Annotated in this window: 16 protein-coding genes; 4 read left to right on the top strand and 12 right to left on the bottom strand. The window is 66.5% G+C overall.

Features of this window, described 5'->3' with window-relative positions; all coding sequences use genetic code 11:
• Position 1: 1 nt before the first annotated feature.
• On the top strand, positions 2 to 202 hold the full coding sequence (locus tag BO226_RS01075) for a hypothetical protein (RefSeq protein WP_071934449.1): 201 nt from the start codon (positions 2 to 4) through the stop codon (positions 200 to 202).
• On the opposite strand, the gene BO226_RS01070 is transcribed toward BO226_RS01075, so the two are convergent.
• Positions 157 to 2,214 carry a phage holin family protein gene (locus BO226_RS01070; protein ID WP_071934448.1) on the bottom strand — a complete coding sequence of 686 codons (2,058 nt, stop codon included), beginning with the start codon at positions 2,212 to 2,214 and terminating at the stop codon, positions 157 to 159. The genes BO226_RS01075 and BO226_RS01070 overlap by 46 nt on opposite strands.
• Positions 2,215 to 2,249: 35 nt before the next feature.
• Here BO226_RS01070 and BO226_RS01065 point away from each other — a divergent pair, with 35 nt between their 5' ends.
• Positions 2,250 to 3,056, top strand: a complete 807-nt coding sequence (locus BO226_RS01065) for an MBL fold metallo-hydrolase (RefSeq protein ID WP_071934447.1) — start codon at positions 2,250 to 2,252, stop codon at positions 3,054 to 3,056.
• A gap of 32 nt (positions 3,057 to 3,088) precedes the next feature.
• Here the strand turns inward: BO226_RS01065 and BO226_RS01060 are convergent, their stop codons facing one another.
• From BO226_RS01060 to BO226_RS01025, 8 genes are all read right to left on the bottom strand, one after another.
• Complete coding sequence (locus BO226_RS01060) at positions 3,089 to 3,919, bottom strand: class II glutamine amidotransferase (RefSeq protein WP_071934446.1); 831 nt, start codon at positions 3,917 to 3,919, stop codon at positions 3,089 to 3,091.
• A 60-nt stretch (positions 3,920 to 3,979) separates the two neighbouring features.
• Positions 3,980 to 5,302 (bottom strand): diacylglycerol/lipid kinase family protein, encoded by a 1,323-nt coding sequence (locus BO226_RS01055; protein ID WP_071934445.1) that lies wholly within the window; start codon positions 5,300 to 5,302, stop codon positions 3,980 to 3,982.
• Between the two features lie 194 nt (positions 5,303 to 5,496).
• The gene (locus BO226_RS01050; protein WP_071934444.1) at positions 5,497 to 6,567 is read right to left on the bottom strand and encodes a YeiH family protein; all 1,071 of its coding nucleotides are present in this window, start codon (positions 6,565 to 6,567) and stop codon (positions 5,497 to 5,499) included.
• A complete protein-coding gene (locus BO226_RS01045) occupies positions 6,557 to 8,155 on the bottom strand; it encodes a long-chain-fatty-acid--CoA ligase (RefSeq protein ID WP_071934443.1) in 1,599 nt (532 codons plus the stop codon). Before BO226_RS01045 ends, BO226_RS01050 begins: the two co-directional genes overlap by 11 nt.
• A gap of 13 nt (positions 8,156 to 8,168) precedes the next feature.
• Positions 8,169 to 8,777: an RBBP9/YdeN family alpha/beta hydrolase gene (locus BO226_RS01040; RefSeq protein WP_071934442.1), complete on the bottom strand. Its 609-nt coding sequence runs from the start codon at positions 8,775 to 8,777 to the stop codon at positions 8,169 to 8,171.
• 59 nt (positions 8,778 to 8,836) lie between these two features.
• A complete protein-coding gene (locus BO226_RS01035; protein ID WP_071934441.1) occupies positions 8,837 to 9,889 on the bottom strand; it encodes a 3-keto-5-aminohexanoate cleavage protein in 1,053 nt (350 codons plus the stop codon).
• 54 nt (positions 9,890 to 9,943) lie between these two features.
• Positions 9,944 to 10,846, bottom strand: a complete 903-nt coding sequence (locus BO226_RS01030) for a TauD/TfdA dioxygenase family protein (protein ID WP_071934440.1) — start codon at positions 10,844 to 10,846, stop codon at positions 9,944 to 9,946.
• A gap of 40 nt (positions 10,847 to 10,886) precedes the next feature.
• Positions 10,887 to 11,861, bottom strand: coding sequence for a quinone oxidoreductase family protein (locus BO226_RS01025; protein WP_071934439.1), 975 nt, complete (start codon positions 11,859 to 11,861; stop codon positions 10,887 to 10,889).
• 167 nt (positions 11,862 to 12,028) lie between these two features.
• Here BO226_RS01025 and BO226_RS01020 point away from each other — a divergent pair, with 167 nt between their 5' ends.
• Complete coding sequence (locus tag BO226_RS01020; RefSeq protein WP_071934438.1) at positions 12,029 to 13,039, top strand: AraC family transcriptional regulator; 1,011 nt, start codon at positions 12,029 to 12,031, stop codon at positions 13,037 to 13,039.
• 183 nt (positions 13,040 to 13,222) lie between these two features.
• The gene (locus BO226_RS01015) at positions 13,223 to 14,617 is read left to right on the top strand and encodes an MFS transporter (protein ID WP_071934437.1); all 1,395 of its coding nucleotides are present in this window, start codon (positions 13,223 to 13,225) and stop codon (positions 14,615 to 14,617) included.
• Positions 14,618 to 14,648: 31 nt separating this feature from the next.
• On the opposite strand, the gene BO226_RS01010 is transcribed toward BO226_RS01015, so the two are convergent.
• The 3 genes from BO226_RS01010 to BO226_RS01000 all read right to left on the bottom strand — a co-directional run bounded on the left by BO226_RS01010 (position 14,649) and on the right by BO226_RS01000 (position 17,179).
• Complete coding sequence (locus BO226_RS01010) at positions 14,649 to 15,086, bottom strand: type II toxin-antitoxin system Rv0910 family toxin (protein ID WP_071934436.1); 438 nt, start codon at positions 15,084 to 15,086, stop codon at positions 14,649 to 14,651.
• A 96-nt stretch (positions 15,087 to 15,182) separates the two neighbouring features.
• Entirely contained in the window at positions 15,183 to 16,817 is a 1,635-nt protein-coding gene (locus BO226_RS01005; RefSeq protein WP_019289888.1) for a solute symporter family protein, read from the bottom strand.
• Positions 16,814 to 17,179 carry a DUF485 domain-containing protein gene (locus BO226_RS01000; protein ID WP_019289889.1) on the bottom strand — a complete coding sequence of 122 codons (366 nt, stop codon included), beginning with the start codon at positions 17,177 to 17,179 and terminating at the stop codon, positions 16,814 to 16,816. The genes BO226_RS01005 and BO226_RS01000 overlap by 4 nt, the downstream gene beginning before the upstream one ends.
• Positions 17,180 to 17,266: the final 87 nt, after the last annotated feature.

Here is a 17,266-nt window from a genome sequence, read left to right as displayed (position 1 = left end):
CGTGAGCAAGCACGAGCACGACATGCTGCTTGTGAGCGCTGCAGCATACGACCGCGTCGACGATGCCGTGGCCGACTTCGAGCGCCTCGCCGACCTTCGCGCCCATCGAGCAGAATCCCTGACCTTGCCGGCGGAAGAGCTCTGTACGAACCGTTTTCATTCCATCCGAGCCGCGTCGCCCGACCGGGTCGTCGCGTCGTGACCGGTCGCGGCCGTCGACGGTCGCGACGAGAGATCCCGCCACCCGACGAGCACCTCGTGTATGTTCTCGGCACCCTTCAGCGGCTCGGGTGGAGGGGGCAGCGTGGCCGGGTAGAGGAGGAAGGGCGTGCTCTGCGGGCCACCCATGCCGCCGTGCGAACCGATCTGCTCCTCGAATGCCGCGACCTCGTCGGTCTCCGGCCAGTAGGCTCCACCGACCATGATGTCGGCGACGTTGCCGAAAGTGTCGGTGCGCCGGATCTTCGACAGTGCGTCGAGTCCCATCACCTCGAGGGGGTTCCGGCCGGTGACCTCGCCGGTCGTCACGTCCACCCGGCCGTGGGGTCCGAGCACGACGGATCCGCCCGGAGCGGCAACGAGAAGGAAGCCGATTCCGGGATGCTCCCGGAGCCCGGCGAGCAGTCCCGGATGCGCCGCCTCGATGGCGTCGATGTCGGCGCGACCGGGCAGGTGCGGGAAGTAGATCAGGCCGAGATTGCCCGAGCCGAGAACGATCGGCTCACCGGCGGCCGGGCGCGACTGCTCGTCGGCGGCAACGTGCATGCTGGCTGCGGCGTAGGCGCGGCCCTCCGCTCCGGGTTGGGCGGCTTCCTCTCCCCCGCGCTGGTGCCTGTGACCGTCCGGCGCGACCGAACCGGATCGTGTCGTCAGCCGGACCACCAACTCCCTCAGGCTTTCCCCGTAACGCTGCAGGAAGGTCGCACCCTGACTCTGTCCGTGATCCGAGAGCACGACGACGCGATAGGACCGGTCGGACTGTTCCGCCACGGCGAGGAGCATCTCGATGATGTCGTCGACCTTCGTGAGCACGGCCAGCGTTTCGGGCCGAGAGATCCCCGAGTGGTGCGAGACTTCGTCGTAGCCGATCAGATCGAGGTAGACGACGGTACGTCCCTCGATCAGATCACCGACCACGGCGGCGGCGGTGACGTCGGTGGCGAGAACGGTCGCGAAGGCGCGGACGAACGGATAGATTCCGCCTCGCGGTACTCGTGGCCGAATGTCCTTCCGCTTCTGGCGCAGTGACTGACGAAGTTCCCGTTGCAGTTCCGCGATCATCCGGATGAAGGTGCGCAGTGCGCTTGCCGGGTCGGCGAAGTAGGCGCTGTAGCCGGCGCCTCCACCGAGTCGGGCACCACGCATACGACTGACGACCAGCACGTTGTCCTGTGCGCCACCGGTGAACAGGTTGCCCCGGCTCGCACCGTCGTGCGCGAGCAACCCGGGCCGGTCTGCTCGTTCGAGTTCGCGTTGTTCGTTGTCGGCGGGGTTGCTGAACACGGAGATGCGCCCGGTCGTCTTGTCGTACCAGCGGAATGCGGGCACGTTGTGATTGGAACCGTGCAGTACACCCAGCTGTGTCGCACCGGTCTGGCTGCTCCAATCCGTGTACCACGGCACCAGCCGGTGGGTCTCACGCACCAGTTTCGCCAGGCCGGGCGTGACACCGTCGGCGATCGCCCGCCGCAGGACGTCGTATCCGAGTCCGTCGATCTGGATGCACAACAGCCCCGGAGTCGCGTCCACGAGCGTCGCTTTGCGCCGCAGGCGGAACCGGTTCCGTCGCACCTGCATCAACCGATAGGCGGTATCGGAGCGGGAGGCGATCGCGCTCGAGACGACCGAGGTGACCAATGAGACCGGTGCGGCGAGGACGATCGCGTCGAGCGGGCGGTCCACCGTGGCGACCGGTACCAGGTACAACGTCAGCAGCATGATCGCGCCACCGGCAAGGAACACCCCGGCGAACAACAGCACCGGGCCGACCCACGACATCAACCGCATCATCACCGGCCACAGGGCCGCGTTCAGCAGACCGAACACCAGCGCGAGTACCAGTGCAGCCGGGAGCGTCGGTATCGGAGCGAAGCCGGACCGATCCAGGGTGATGCCGCCGAGGATGCGGTCGAGCACGACGAGCACGAGCGTCGACGATCCCCACAACACGAGGAACTCGACGAGTATTCGCAACAAGCTGCCCATCGTACGCATCGCGGGCCCCTTCCCACGTCTGGAATCGTAAGGTCATGAGCACGCCACCGCGGGGGAATGCCCCGGCATCCGGTCTGCGCTGGCTCGGACATGCCACCACGCTGATCGAGGACCTCGGGACGGTCGTCCTGACCGATCCGGTGCTCACCGATCGCGTCGCGCACCTGCGTCGACGCCGGGGCCCCACCCCGGCCGGACCGCGCGTGCTCGACCCGGATGCGGTCCTGCTCTCACACCTGCACGCGGACCACACCCACCTGCGGTCGTTGGGAAGGCTCGATCCGGACGTTCCGATCGTGGTCCCACGGGGAGCGGTCGATGGATTACCGGCATTGCGTCGGTTCGACGACCGGTTGGTCCCGCTGCGTCCCGGCGAGGCGACACGGATCGGCACGGTCACAGTGCGTGCCGTGCCCGCCCGACACGACGGTCGCCGTTGGCGGCGCGGCCCGGAGTTCGCCCCAGCGGTCGGATATGTCGTCGAGGGAGACCGGCGGACCTATTTCGCCGGCGACACGGATCTCTACCCCGGTCTTGCCGAGCATGTCGGCCCGGTGGATATGGCGTTGCTCCCCGTGGGAGGTTGGGGACCCACGCTCGGCGACGGTCATCTCGATCCCGCTCGGGCCGCGGTCGTCGCCCGACTGGTGGAGGCAGGTCTGGCCGTACCGATCCACTACGGCACGCTGTGGCCGATCGGATTCGACGCCGTTCGGCCCCGGTTGTTCTTCGGACCGGGCGCCGAGTTCGTCCGCCGGGCCCACAACGCCGGGATCGCTGCCGTGGAGGCGGCTCCGGGCGATTCACTCGGCACATCGGGTCCCGGCCGGAACGAGCGGTGACACGGATTCCGGTCGTGAGGAATTCGTCGTGATCACATCGAGCGCACGGGCGAGATCGGCGCGAACGGCCGGAACTCCTGGTTGCTCCCCCGAACGACGCCCGCGCTGGACTCGGGAACCTCCAGCCAGGCCCCTTCGAGATCCCGAAGGGGTTCGGACACCACGAAGCGGGTGTCGTCCCCCAGCTGGTACAGCACTTCCACTTCGGGATGCTGCGCCCGTATCGCCTTGATGTCGGCCGAGTAGAACAACGAGCGCGTCTTCCGCTCCGTCGAATACCGGAACACCCAGACGCTGCTGCCGTCGGTTGTGGCGATCGTTCCCTGTATGGGATTCTCGATGCTCATGCGTGCTCCGACGTCCTCCACGAAACCGACGGCCTTCGCCACGCCGGTGAACGGGTCGTCGGCGAGGCCGAAGGTGAGCGCGAGGTAGAACAGCATCTCCGAATCCGTCGACCCCCGGATCGCGTCGTAGAGACTCGCATCGACGGCCATCGCCAGATCCCGCTTCATGAGGTGGAATCCGTGCACCGCCCCGTTGTGCATCCACAACCTGTTCTCGTAGCGGAAGGGGTGGCAATTGGTGCGCTGCACCGGAGTTCCCGTCGAGGCGCGGACATGCGCGAACATCAACGGCGTACGGATCTGCGTGGCGAGCTCGCGGAGGTTGCTCTCGTTCCAGGCGGGTTCGATGCACTTGAACAATGCCGGCCTCGGGCCTTCTCCGTACCATCCGATGCCGAAGCCGTCGCCGTTCGTGGTAGTTGCGCCCATCTTGGAATGCAGGCTCTGATCGATCAGGGAGTGCACCGGCCGGAAGAGCAGGTCGTCCATCAGGACGGGATCACCGGTATACGCCATCCATCTGCACATCCCTCCATTGAAGTCGTGGGATGCGCCGGAATGTGCAATCGGAAGAGTTCAATTCGGCCACAATATCTTCCGCAATCGGGCGGAATCGAGGTGCGGGGGCGGCACACGCACTCCCGGACGGTTTCGGGGAACACGAACTCGTAGCGCTCCGGTGGAGATCGTGCATCGTACCGGTGTCGACAGCATCACCGACTCGCCGTCGACTCCGACCGGAATTTCCGGTACGTCCGCATCGACGACCACTTCTGTCGCCGTGCGCTGCAACAGTCCTCGGTCGTGGGTGCGGCGGAACAGGCCGACCGCCTGGCGTGCGTTCGCAACCGAGATCGCGACGACGCCGAGCCGGCCGTTGTCCAGACGGGGACGTCGGCCCATACCTGCCAGGTCGTCGAAGGCGTACGGACCGTTGCTGACCAACACCGCCTGGGGCCCGTCGACGGCCTCCGTGTCGATGTGTGCCCGCAAGCCCGGCCGGCCCTGCTCACCGAGCAGATCGGGCAGCATCTGCAGCACCGTCGCCGTCTTGTCGGCACGGTACTGCGGACTCCGGACCACCTCCGCGTAGACACCGAAGGACGCATTGTTGACGAACGGCCGCCCGTTGATCCGGCCGAGATCGACGCGCAGTTCGACCCCGTCCCGGAGGGCGTCCAGACCCGCGGCGGGATCCTCCCGATCCAGTCCGAGGTCGAGAGCGAAATGATTCCGGGTTCCGGCGCTGATCACCACGAACGGAAGCCGGTGTTCCGCCGCGACCGCCGCGACGAGGGCCTGTGTTCCGTCGCCACCCGCGACGCCCAGCAGGTCCGCCCCTCGTTCGACGGCCTTCTCCGCCAGTTCGGTGACGTCGAGTTGCTGCGGTCCGCTCAGCAACACCACTTCGGCGCCGAGTTCCTCGGCCTTGCGCTGCAGGTCGTAACGGACAACCTTGCCCCCGCCCGAGCGTGGATTCATGACGAAGAACGGGTGCTGTACGGGAACGGCCGGGAACTCCGGCTGCGGGCTCACGCGATCGGCCCGCAGGGCACGGCGTCCGCACGCGACCGCCACAGCGACGAGCAGCACCGACACGATCGCAACCCACAGGTGACCCGACGCCGCGAAGACGACGATCACGACCACCGGCGCGAGGACGGTCACGACCAGAGCCGCCCCGCGGATCACGCCCCGGTGGGTGAGGAACCAGTAAGCCGCGGCAACGGCCAGGGCTGCACCGGCCGCCGCGACCAGCAGCAGCGCGACGACACCGCGCAGACCGGCCTCGGCGATCGGAAGCCCGATGGCAACGATCAGCACCACCACGGCGGTCCACGCCCACCGGCGGGAATCGCCGGGTACCGGGTCCCGATGCGATTCGTGTTCCTCGGCCATCGACTCGACCTCGCAATCGTTCCTGCGCGCCCGGGTAGCCGACCTCGCGGGCCGGACGGACTTCTCGGGTCGAGGACCGACCACCTCTTCCGAGCTTGGCACGATCGTGTGCGGGTGAGGAGTGTTTTGCCGTTGCAGAATTTTCTGCGACACCGCACGTTTCGCCGTGCCGGCAATACCGGGCACGGGCCGGTTCAGCTCAGTACGAGAACACCGACGAGGGTGATCAGCACCACCCACAGGGTGGAGGCCGCAGCGAGCACGAACGGTCGCAGCCCGATCGAGCGCAGCAGTCCGACCCGGACCCCGAGACCCAACCCGAACATGGCCGTGGTCAACAGCGCTGATTGCACGAGCGCGGCGTGCTCGAGCACGACGTCGGGAAGCAGTCCGGAGGACCGCACCGCCACCGCTGCCAGGAATCCGATCACGAACACCGGCACCAGAGGCGGCTGCCGGCCGACCGTGTCCTCGTGGACGCCCGTCTCGCGACTGCGCCGTCGGCGGACCACGCCCAGATATGCCATCACCGGGGCCAGCATCAGGACACGGGCAAGCTTGACCACGGTGGCGACGGCGAGGGCTCCGCCGCCGATCATGCCTCCGGCGGCGACCACCTGCGCGACCTCGTGGATCGATCCACCGGCGAGGATGCCGGACTGCAGGTCGTCCATCCCCAGAACTCCCACCAGCAGCGGAATCCCCGGGATCATCAGTGTGCCGAAGACGACGACCAACGCGATCGAGGTGATCACCTCCTTGCGCTTCGCGTCGACGACTCCGTCTGCGGCAGCCACCGCCGCGGCGCCGCAGATCGAGAATCCGCACGAGATGAGGACCCGCTGAGTCCACGAAAGTCCGAGGACCCGCCCCAGGTACATCGTCCCGGTGATCCCGGCCGCGACGATGACCACGACGAGCGCGATGACACCCCACCCGAGGGCGAGGATGTCGTGGAAGACCAGATGGAGGCCGAGCACGGCGATGCCGAGGCGCAGCAGCCGTTTGGTCGAGAAATCCACACCTGGGCCGATCCACGCCGGGACGGGGATCAGATTGGCCACCAGTGCTCCGAACGCGATCGCGATCAGCATCGGGTTCACGGCAGGGAACAGCCGACCGAACCCGATCGCGATCGCAGCGCCGGCCGCGCACACCGCGATACCTACGGCGAGGGCGGCCGCTCGGGAACGCGGACCCACCGACGTCGTTTCCGGGCGGACGACGTCCTGTGGCGCCGACGTCACCTCGACCTCAGCCGACATCCGACGAACCCCGACTCGTCGACACCGTGCCCGTCGATACCGTGCCCGTCCGTACCGTGGCGACGAGTTCGCGTTTGAGGATCTTGCCCGTCGCGGTCGTCGGAAGCGTCGTGACGATCTCGATCGAGCGCGGATACTTGTATCCCGCCATCCGGTCGCGGCACCAGGAGATCAATTCCTCTTCCGTGATCTGCGCCCCTGCCTCGAGGATGACGAAGGCGCCGACCTCCTCGCCGTACACCTCGTGGGGAACGCCGACGACCGTCGCGAGTGACACCGCTTCGTGGGTGATCAGTACTTCCTCGATCTCTCGGGGGTAGACGTTGAAGCCTCCGCGCACGATCAGATCCTTCGCGCGGTCGACGATGTAGTAGAAACCGTCCGCATCCATGCGAGCGAGGTCGCCGGTACGCAGCCAGCCGTCCCGCATCGCTTCGGCGGTGGCATCCGGCCGCCCGAGATATCCCGACATGACGTTGTGGCCGCGCAATGCCAGTTCTCCGACCGTGTCGACTTCGGTGACTGTGTTCCAGTCGGCATCGACGAGGCGGGCCTCGACTCCCCAGACCGGGACGCCGATCGATCCGGGCCGCGGGTCGCGTTCCGGATCGCTGAACAACGCGAGCGGAGACGTCTCGGACAGCCCATAGCCCTCGAGGATCCGGACACCGAAGCGCTCGGAGAACCGGGTGAGGATCTCGACGGGCAGGGCGGCGCCACCGGAGATCGCCCGGCGCATCGTGGCGGCGATCCGTTGCACGTCGACCGTCTCGTCCACCGCATCGAGCAGAGCCCAGTACATCGTCGGGACCCCGGCGAAAACGGTGACGTCCTCCTCGATCATCAGTGTCAGTGCGGTGAGGGCATCGAAACGTGGCAGGAGGACCAGCGTGGCCCCTACCGACAGTCCCGCGTTCATGGTCACGGTCTGGCCGAAGGAGTGGAACAGCGGCAAGGTCACCAGGTACGTGTCGGGACACATCGGACTGCTGTCGAACAGACGGTTCGCGGTGAGCGCGTTCGTCACCATGTTCGAGTGGGAAAGGCAGGCTCCCTTCGGTTTTCCTGTGGTTCCGCTGGTGTAGAGGATCACCGCCGTGTCCTGCGGATCACGTACCACCGACGAGCGGACATCCGATACTTCCCCCAGCGCAGTACCGAGACTGTCCGCACCATCGAGTCCGCCGACGACGAACATGTCGCGACACTTCGGTGCTGCGGCGAAACCGGCACGACCGTGTTCACCGATGGGCAGGTCGGGTCCACCTTCGGAGCAGAAGAACGCCCGGGCGCCGGAATCCTGCAGATGGTAGGCGATTTCATGTCCCTTGAGCATGATGTTCAACGGCACCACGACGGCGCCGGCCTTGAGGATGCCGTAGTAGACGATCACGAACTCCGGCACGTTGGGGATCGACATCGCCACGGTGTCGCCCGGCGCGATTCCACGCGCGATCAACAGGTTGGCCACCCGGTTCGCTCGGGCGTCGAGTTCGCCGTAGCCCATCCGGGTCTTCCCCAGCACCAAGGCGTCCCGGTCGGGATACCGTCGGGCGGAATCCTCCAGGAGAACGGACAGGTTGAGCATCGTGGGTTCGCTTTCAGGATTCGGACGGAACGGGGGCGGTCTCGCGCGTTGTTGCTCCGGACCGCTGGAGCAGTTCCTGTAGGAACAGATCGGCGGCGGGCCAGTCACCGAAGCCGGAGGCCGGATTCAGATGCCCGACCTCACCGAGGTCGACGAACCGGCTGCCCCACGCTTCGGCCAGCCCCGCGACCCGGCACCGGTCCCCGAGTGGATCGTTGCTGCTCGCTGCGAGGATGCTCGGAAAGGGAAGGCGGCGCCGTGACATCGGGAGCCAACCGCCTCGACCGAGGTCGTCCGTGGTCGGATAACCTTCGGGGAGCGGCTTTTCGATATCGGCCGGTGTTGCGAGCAGCGCGCCGAGGACCGGTCTGGTCGATGTGTGGGCCCAGTGAACGGCAATCAGGACGCCGGCGCTGTGCGCGACCAGCACGATCGGACCGTCGACGTCGCTGACGACCGCGTCGAGAGCGGCGATCCGTGCGTTCAGGCTCAGTCGGTCGTGGTCGAGCGGGGGTACGGTGCGGACCCGGTCGAGCCGATCGGCAAGCAGTGTCTGCCAGTGGTCGACGACGTGGTCGCGCAGGCCGGGCACGATGATCACGGTCGGTTCGGTGTCGTACATCCTTCTCCGAAACTTTCCTTGGTGCAGAGCATTTCCCATCGGACGGGAGCCGAGGGGTGTCAGCCGTGGTGGGTGAAGCCGACCTGTCCCGGGCGGCGGTTGGGGGCGTAGCCGAGTTCGGCGAGCGTTTCGTCGGCGTCGCGGTAGGTCTCGCCGATCCGGTAGATCTCACGGGCTTCCTTGCCGGTGGCGACCTCACGGCCGAGTTCGTCTGCGAGACGGACCAGTTGCCGGATCTGCTCGACCGAGGTCATCTTCTCGCCCTTGCGTCCCCAGAGGGTGTCCTCGTTGCCGCAGCGGGTGTGCAGCCCCATGGCGATGGCCATCGTGTTGACCGGCAGCACCGAACGCATGAGGGTTTCGAGCGTCAGGCACGCGCCGTCCGGCACACGCTGGACGAAGTTCATGATGTTGTACGGGTTCGGTCCGTCGAAACCGCCGCCGATCCCCACCCAGGTCAGATTCAGTGGACCGGTGTAGATGCCGCGCCGGATCAGGCGTTCGACGGTCTCGAGCTGCGGAACGGACGACAGCTGGAAGTGCGGCTGGATGCCGGCGGCCTGCAGGCGCCGCAGGTGCTCCTCGACCCATTCCGGCCCGGCGGGCACGGTCATCTCCCGGTAGGTCACCGCGAGTTCCGGACGCTCCATGGAGGTGCCGGCGATGTCGTCCGCGGTCATGAGCTCCATGATGTTCATCTGGCTGGTGTTGATGGCGATGGTCACCTGGTCCGGCTTGGGATCCAGTTCGGCGAGCATGTGCCGAACATCGTCCGAGAGCCACTTCGCTTCGGCACCTTCACCTTCCGGCGCGAAGGAAATCGATCCTCCGACCTGCAGGATCATGTCCGGCACCGCTTCGCGCAGGCGGGAGAGCAGTTCGTTGAACTTCGACAGACGCTTGCTGCCCTTGCCGTCGAGTTCGCGAACGTGGATGTGCAGCACCGTGGCTCCGGCCTCGTAGCAGTCCACCGCCTGCTGGACGTGCTCGTCCATCGTCAGCGGCAGGTCTTCCGGGAAATCCTCCGGCTCCCATTCGGGTCCGTACGGGGCCGCGGTGATGACCAGCTTCTCCTGGCATTCGGGGAACAAGGCATCGTCGTGGAAGTGCATCGTGGTCTCCTGTGGATCGGGTCGTGCGTGATGAGGGAAGGAAGTTCTCGAAGGTCAGAAGGGACGATCGCCGGCGATTCCGGCGCGCTCCATCCTCCGGACGGCAGGCCAGTAGTCCTGGACCGCGTAGTGCTGGGTGGACCGGTTGTCCCAGATCGCCACGCTGTTCGGCGTCCATCGCCACCGGACCTGGTACTCGGGGATCGTCGCCCGGCTCTGCAGGTACCGGAGCAGCTCGCCCGCCCCGGGGGCGTAGTCGATACCGCAGCGGACGTTTTGTGCCGTATGGAAATTCGTGAAGTGTGTGGTGAAGCTGTTGACGAAGAGGACCTTCTCCCCCGTTTCGGGATGGGTGCGGACGACGGGGTGCTCCGCGTCCGGGAACCGGTCCTTCAGCGCGAGTCGCTTGTCGATCGGCAGTCGCGCACCGAAAGATGCCTCGATACTGTGACGCGCGCGCAGCCCGGCGATCTGTTCCTTCACGTGCCCCGGGAGTTGCTCGTAGGCGAGTGCCATGTTCACCCAGATCGTGTCGCCACCGACGGCGGGACCTTCGACGCATCGGAGCACCGATCCCATGGGCGGGTTCTCCCGCCAGGTGGCATCGCAATGGAAGGAGTTCTCGAACGCCTCGGGTGGGCTGTCGAGGTCCTTGTAGATGCGGACCAGGCCGGGATGTTCCGGATCGCTGCCGAGTACCGGATGGTCCTCGAGCGAGCCGAAACGCTCGGCGAGCGCGACGTGCTCGGCCCTGCTCATCTCCTGGTTCCGGAAGAACAACACCTTGTGTTCGAGCAGCAGCGCCTTCAGTTCTGCGAACCGTTCGTCGTCGCGGGCCACCTCGGCGAGGTCTACGCCGTGCAGTTCTGCGCCGATGCTGCCGGTCAGCGGTCGTACGTCCATCGAGAATCGGCGACATGTCTCGTCCCGGACGTGGGCGTGGTCGAAGGTGGTCATGACGGTCTCCTGAGCGTGAGGGGGTGGATCGGGCCGAAGGTCAGAGCGAGAACACCGACGAGCCGACGCTGATGCTGGCTTCGAGGTCGCGGTGCGCTCGTTCGGCGTCGACGAGTGCGTATCGCTGGTTGATCTCGATCTCGATATTTCCGGCGGCGACCTGTGCGAACAGCTCGTTCGCCAGTTCGGCTCGCTCGATCGGATCGGAGATGTAGTCCGCGAGCGCGGGCCGGGTGACGAACAGTGAGCCCTTGACCGCGAGGTCCATGGCGCTGATCGGTGGGATGGGGCCGGAGGCCGTTCCGAACGCGACGAGCAGGCCTCGGCGGGCGAGGGAATCGAGCGAGGAACGATGGGTCGAGGCTCCGACGCTGTCGAACACGACCGGCACACCGGCTCCGTCGGTCAGCTCGCGCACACGTTCCGCGATGTCCTCACGGGTGTGGACGATGACCTCGGTACAACCGTAGGACCGAGCGACCTCCGCCTTCTCGTCAGTGGACGTGGTTCCGATGACGTTGATTCCCAACCGTTTCGCCCACTGGCAGAAGATCAGGCCGACGCCCCCGGCTGCGGCGTGCAGCAGGACCGTGTCGCCGGCTTCGAGCGGGTGGATGCAGCGCAGGAGGTACGCCGCGGTCAGGCCGCGCATGGTCATCGCGGCCGCGGTGTCGAAGGGAATCGCGTCCGGCAGTGCGATGAGGTGTGCAGCGTCCATCACTCGTTCGGTGCTGTATGCACCGAGCGGGCTTCCCGTGTAGGTGACGCGGTCGCCTTCGTGGAAATCGGTGACGCCGGGGCCGACCGCCTCGATCACGCCGGCGGCCTCGACGCCCATTCCCGCCGGCAACGGCGCCGGGTACAGCCCGGTACGGAAGTAGGTGTCTGCGAAGTTCAGGCCGACGGCTTCGTGTCGGATCCGCACTTCGCCGGGGCCGGGATCGCCGACCTCGACGGCTTCCCATTCGAGGACGTCGGGGCCGCCCGTCTCGTGGAAGCGGATCGCGTGTGCCATCTGTGTTCTCCTTGGATGTCGGGCGTTCCGCTACCGCGGAGGGGGTGTGACGCCGATAACACGACACTAACGAGCGGACATCCGGAATACTTATCCCTGCGGGACATATTCTTTGTCATTCGGGGACAACCCCTTCATCGGTCGACGGGACATCGAGGAGACGCGCGATGACGCTGCCGAAGCCGTTGGCGCGCTACGCAACACTGACGGGATTCGTCGAACTGGCCCGCTCGCTCTCGGCCGATCCGATCGAACTGTTGCGCAGCGTCGAACTGGACCCGTCCGGACTCGACCTGCAGGACCGGTGGGTACCGGCGGCGTCGATCGTCCGCCTGCTGGAACTGTCCGCTGCCGTCACCGCCCACCAGGATTTCGCGCTGAGACTCGCCGAACGGCGACGCCTGTCGACCCTCGGCCCCTTGAGCGTGGCCATCCGCGACGAACCGAACGCCCGCAGCGCCCTGCGCATGTTGATCCGTTTCCAGCACACGTACAACGAGGCGCTGTTCATCGACATCGCCGAGCGTGACGGACTGTCGACGATCGTCCTCCGCGTCGAACCGGGCGAACCCATGCCCGTGCGTCAGGCCACGGAACTTGCGGTCGCCGTCATCCACCAACTTCTGCAGTACCTGCTCGGCGACCGCTGGCGGCCCGTGTCGGTGTGTTTCGACCACGGCCGGCCCGGCGACGACAGCACGCACCGTCGCGTCTTCGACGCTCCCCTCGTCTTCGACGGCAAGTATTCCGGAATCGTCGTGTACACCGGCGATCTGGATCTACCCAATCGCCTCTCCGATCCTGTCCTCCGCAGTTATTCGCAACAGGTCCTCGACGACCTCTCCGCATCCGAGACCCCCACGCTCGAGCGGCGGGTCCGGGAACTCGTCGAACTGTTGTTACCGACCGGGCGCTGTTCGGTCGACCAGGTGGCAGCGAGTCTCGGTGTGGATCGACGCACCGTTCACCGGCACCTGACCAGATCGGGACAGACCTTCACCCGGGTCGTCGACGACACCCGGGCCGAACTCGCCCAGCGGCTGGTGACGAGCGGACGCCACACCTTCGCCGAGATCTCGGAGATGTTGTCGTTCTCGGCCCCGAGCGGGTTCTCGCGCTGGTTCACGCGCCGATTCGGCATGACTCCCCGGGAGTGGCGCACGCGCTCCGAAGCCTGAGTGTCCCGAAATGGACAGAGCTGTGTCCCCTCGGGATAAGTGAGTACGACGCATCCCGACTACTGTGATGTGCACCACGGCAATCACGGACCGGCGCAGGCCCCGCCGTCCTCCCCCATCCCCGCGCGAGACCCGTGGAACTGCTCGGGTTCCGACCCGCCCCGTTTCTATCGAGGAGCTCCTATGGGAATTCTCCCCACCCCGATCGGCACCTCTGCCGAACTCACCCTCGAATCTCCGGACGAGGTAACGAATTCCGGTGGTTCGGCACCCGAGAAGAACCGACGCCGGCGCGTCGCATACCCCTGGTTGGTCTTCGCGCTGACGTTCGCACTGCTGCTCTCGGACTATATGTCGCGTCAGGTGCTCAGCGCGGTCTTCCCGTTCCTGAAAGCGGATTGGGCACTGACGGATTCGCAACTCGCATCGCTCACCAGCATCGTCGCACTGATGGTGGGCCTGTTGACCTTTCCGCTGTCGCTCCTCGCCGATCGGTGGGGCCGGGTACGGAGCCTCACCCTGATGGCGGTGATCTGGAGTATCGCGACACTGTTCTGTGCCGTGGCGGCCAACTACGAACAGCTCCTCATCGCCCGCTTCCTGGTCGGAGTCGGCGAAGCCGCCTACGGCAGTGTCGGAATCGCCGTGATCCTGAGCGTTTTCGTCCCGCGCGTTCATTCCGCACTCAGCGGTGCCTTCATGGCCGGCGGCTCGTTCGGTTCGGTCATCGGCGTCGCGCTCGGTGGCGTCATCGCGGTGCACCTGAGCTGGCGGTGGTCGTTCGCAGCCATGGCGGTGCTGGGCCTGATCCTCGTCGCCCTGTTCCGCGCCCTGGTCACCGAAGACAGGTTGTCAGCGCACAAGGTCGGTCAGGACTCAGTGCCGTCCGAACCATCCGTTCGTCCCGATGGGCCGAACGTCCGGGTACCGATCTCGACGCTGTTCACCAGCCCCGCCGTGTGGTGCGCTTACCTCGGTGGCGGCCTGCAGATGTTCACCGCCGCCGTGTTGCTGGCCTGGACGCCCAGCTTCTTCAATCGCGAGTACGGTCTCGCCCCCGACAAGGCGGGGATGGTCGCGTCGATCTTCGTCCTGCTGATCGGCACCGGCATGGTGGTGTGCGGGATGATCACCGACCGGGTCAGCCGCACGAACCCGTCGGCGAAGTGGACCAGCGCGATTGCGTTCTGCGTCGTCTCGCTCGTGTCCCTCGGCATCGGATTCCAGCTGGCGCCCGGCCCGGCGCAATTGATCCTCATCGGGATCGGTGCATTCTTCGCCGCCGGCTCCTCGGGTCCCACTGCAGCCATGGTGGCACGACTGACGCACGAGTCGGTGCGCGCTTCCGCGCTCGGTACCCTCACGGTCGCCAACAACGTCCTGGGGCTGGCGACCGGACCGTTCGTCGTCGGGATCCTCGCCGACCGTCTGGGTCTGCTCGCCGCGCTGCAACTGACCCCGCTGGTGTACGCACTCGCGATCGTGGCGCTGATCTTCGGTAAGCGTTGGTACGCAAGCGGCGTGGAACGACTTCACCGTCGGAGCGCGGCCGCTTCGGATCATGTTCCTGCTCGATGAGACCGAGCGTCGTGTCGCGCTGCGCCGGGCGTCAGTTCCCGCCGTAGCGGCGTGCGAAGGTGTCGAGCGACGACTGCAGGTCGCCGTGCAAGGCGCGCGCAACCCCCGATCCGATCGGACCGAACAGGGGCGCACCGCCGAGGTCGATCTTCATCGACAGCGTCGAACCGTCCCCGCGAGCTGCAACGGCGAGTCGCATGGAGAACTTCGTACCTCCCTTGCCGGTCCCCTTCAGCACCACGTGGTGCGGCGCGTCCAGCTCGACGATGGTCCACGTGACGCGGTTGCGCATGCCCTTGACGGATACCACCGACTGCAGGGTGGTGCCCTCGGCGAGGGTGTCCGGCAGGTCGCTGCGCCACCCGTCGTGGATGCTCAGCCACTCCCCGAACGACTCGAGGCGGGAGGCGTGCTCCCACGCTGTGTGCGGGTCGAGCGGAAGGTCGGTGGACACTTCGAGTTTCGCCATGGTCCGCAACAGTAGACGGTCCGTTCCGCCGGCGGGGCGCCCCGACACGACGGTGGCCCACCCCCGGCTCGGGAGCGGGCCACGCGGCGCAGAGGATCAGTGGGAGACGGCCTTCTCCACACCGACGCCGGTGAGCGAGCGGACCTCCATCTCCGCCTGCTTGTACCGGTCCTCTTGCTTGCGGCGTCCGACGTAGGTGCCGACGATGCCGAGCGCGAACGCGAGCGGGATGGACACGATGCCCGGGTTCGACAGAGGGAACCAGGAGAAGTCCACGTTCGGGAACATCGCCGAGGGTGCACCGGACACCGCCGGGGAGAACACGATGAGCACGAGGCAGCTGATCAGACCGCCGTAGATGCTGAACAGGGCGCCGGTCGTGTTGAACTTCCGCCAGAACAGCGAGTACAGCAGGGTGGGCAGGTTCGCCGAGGCGGCGACCGCGAAGGCCAGGGCCACCAGGAAGGCGATGTTCTGTCCCATGGCGAGGATACCGAGGACGATCGCCACCAGACCGATCACGACGACCGTGATCCGCGAGACCCGCACCTGCTCGTCCTCGGTGGCGTTGCCACGCTTGATGACACTGGCGTAGATGTCGTGGGCGAAGGATGCCGAGGCGGTGATGGCCAGGCCGGCGACGACCGCGAGGATCGTGGCGAAGGCGACGGCCGAGATGATCGCCAGGAACAGAGTGCCGCCGAGTTCGAAGGCCAGCAACGGAGCCGCAGAGTTCTCCTTGCCGGGAGCGCCGAGGATCGCGTCGGGGCCGACCATCTTCGCGGCACCGTAACCGAGCACCAGGGTGAACAGGTAGAAGGCGCCGATGAGGGCGATGGCCCAGGTGACCGAACGACGTGCTTCCTTGGCGGTGGGCACGGTGTAGAAGCGCATCAGCACGTGCGGCAGGCCCGCGGTGCCGAGGACCAGCGCGAGACCGAGCGAGAGGAAGTCGATCTGCGTCATGTTGCTGATGCCGTACTTGGCACCGGGAGCGAGCACGTCACGCTGCGCGACGGCCTCGTTCGACGAGCTCGACACCATCGCCTGAGCGTCGGCGAGCAGCTGCGAGAAGTTGCCCCGCACCGCGAACAGGACGAGCACGAACATCAGGCCCGCCCCGGCGACGAGCAGCACGGCCTTGACCATCTGCACGTAGGTCGTGCCCTTCATGCCGCCGATGAGCACGTACACGATCATGAGCACACCGACGACCGCGACGACGATCGCCTGGCCGGCCTTGCCCTCGATGTCGAGCAGCAGCGCGACGAGTCCGCCGGCGCCGGCCATCTGTGCGAGCAGATAGAACAGCGACACCGCGAGGGTCGAGAGCGCCGCCGCCATGCGGACGGGGCGTTCCTTGAGCCGGAAGCTCAGCACGTCGGCCATCGTGAACCGGCCGGTGTTGCGGAGCAGTTCGGCGACGAGCAGCAGGGCGACGAGCCATGCGACGAGGAAGCCGATCGAGTACAGGAAGCCGTCGTATCCGTAGACGGCGATCGCACCGGCGATACCGAGGAACGACGCGGCCGACAGGTAATCGCCGGCGATGGCGAAGCCGTTCTGCGGCCCGGAGAACTGGCCACCGCCGGTGTAGAAGTCGGAGGCCTTCTTCGTCGTGCGGCTGGCCTTGATGACCAGGCCCATCGTCACGACGACGAACGCGACGAAGATGGCGATGTTGAGGATCGGGTTACCGACGTCGGCCCCACTCTGCGCGAGAACGGTCACTGCTGCGGTCCTTCCAGTTCCTCGCGGATCGCGGCGGAACGCGGATCCAGCTCACGGCCGGCGAACTTCACGTAGACGGCGGTGATCACGAAGGTCGTGACGAACTGGCCGAGACCCAGGATCAGCCCGACGTTGATGTTGCCGATGACCTTCGTCGCCATGAACTCGTCCGCGTAGGTGGCGAGCAGGACGTACAGGGCGTACCAGGCCAGGAAGAACGCCGTCACCGGGAACACGAAGCGGCGCAGACGGCTGCGCAGTTCCTGGAACTCCGGGCTCTCCTGCATCGTGACGAACTCCTGCGGCGTCGGTATCCGTCGCTGCTGGGGTACGCCACTCTCGCTGAGTGGTGCTGTGGTCACTACCGACTCCTTGGTCGTCGTGTGAGGTGAGGATGATCACAACGCTAAATGAGACGGCTGTCACACGAACAGGGGAGACAAGAGATG

The organism is Rhodococcus sp. 2G, from assembly GCF_001886355.1.
GTDB lineage: Bacteria > Actinomycetota > Actinomycetes > Mycobacteriales > Mycobacteriaceae > Rhodococcus > Rhodococcus pyridinivorans.
Note: the sequence above shows the minus strand (reverse complement) of the source record. Positions and strands in the feature narration are given on the sequence as shown.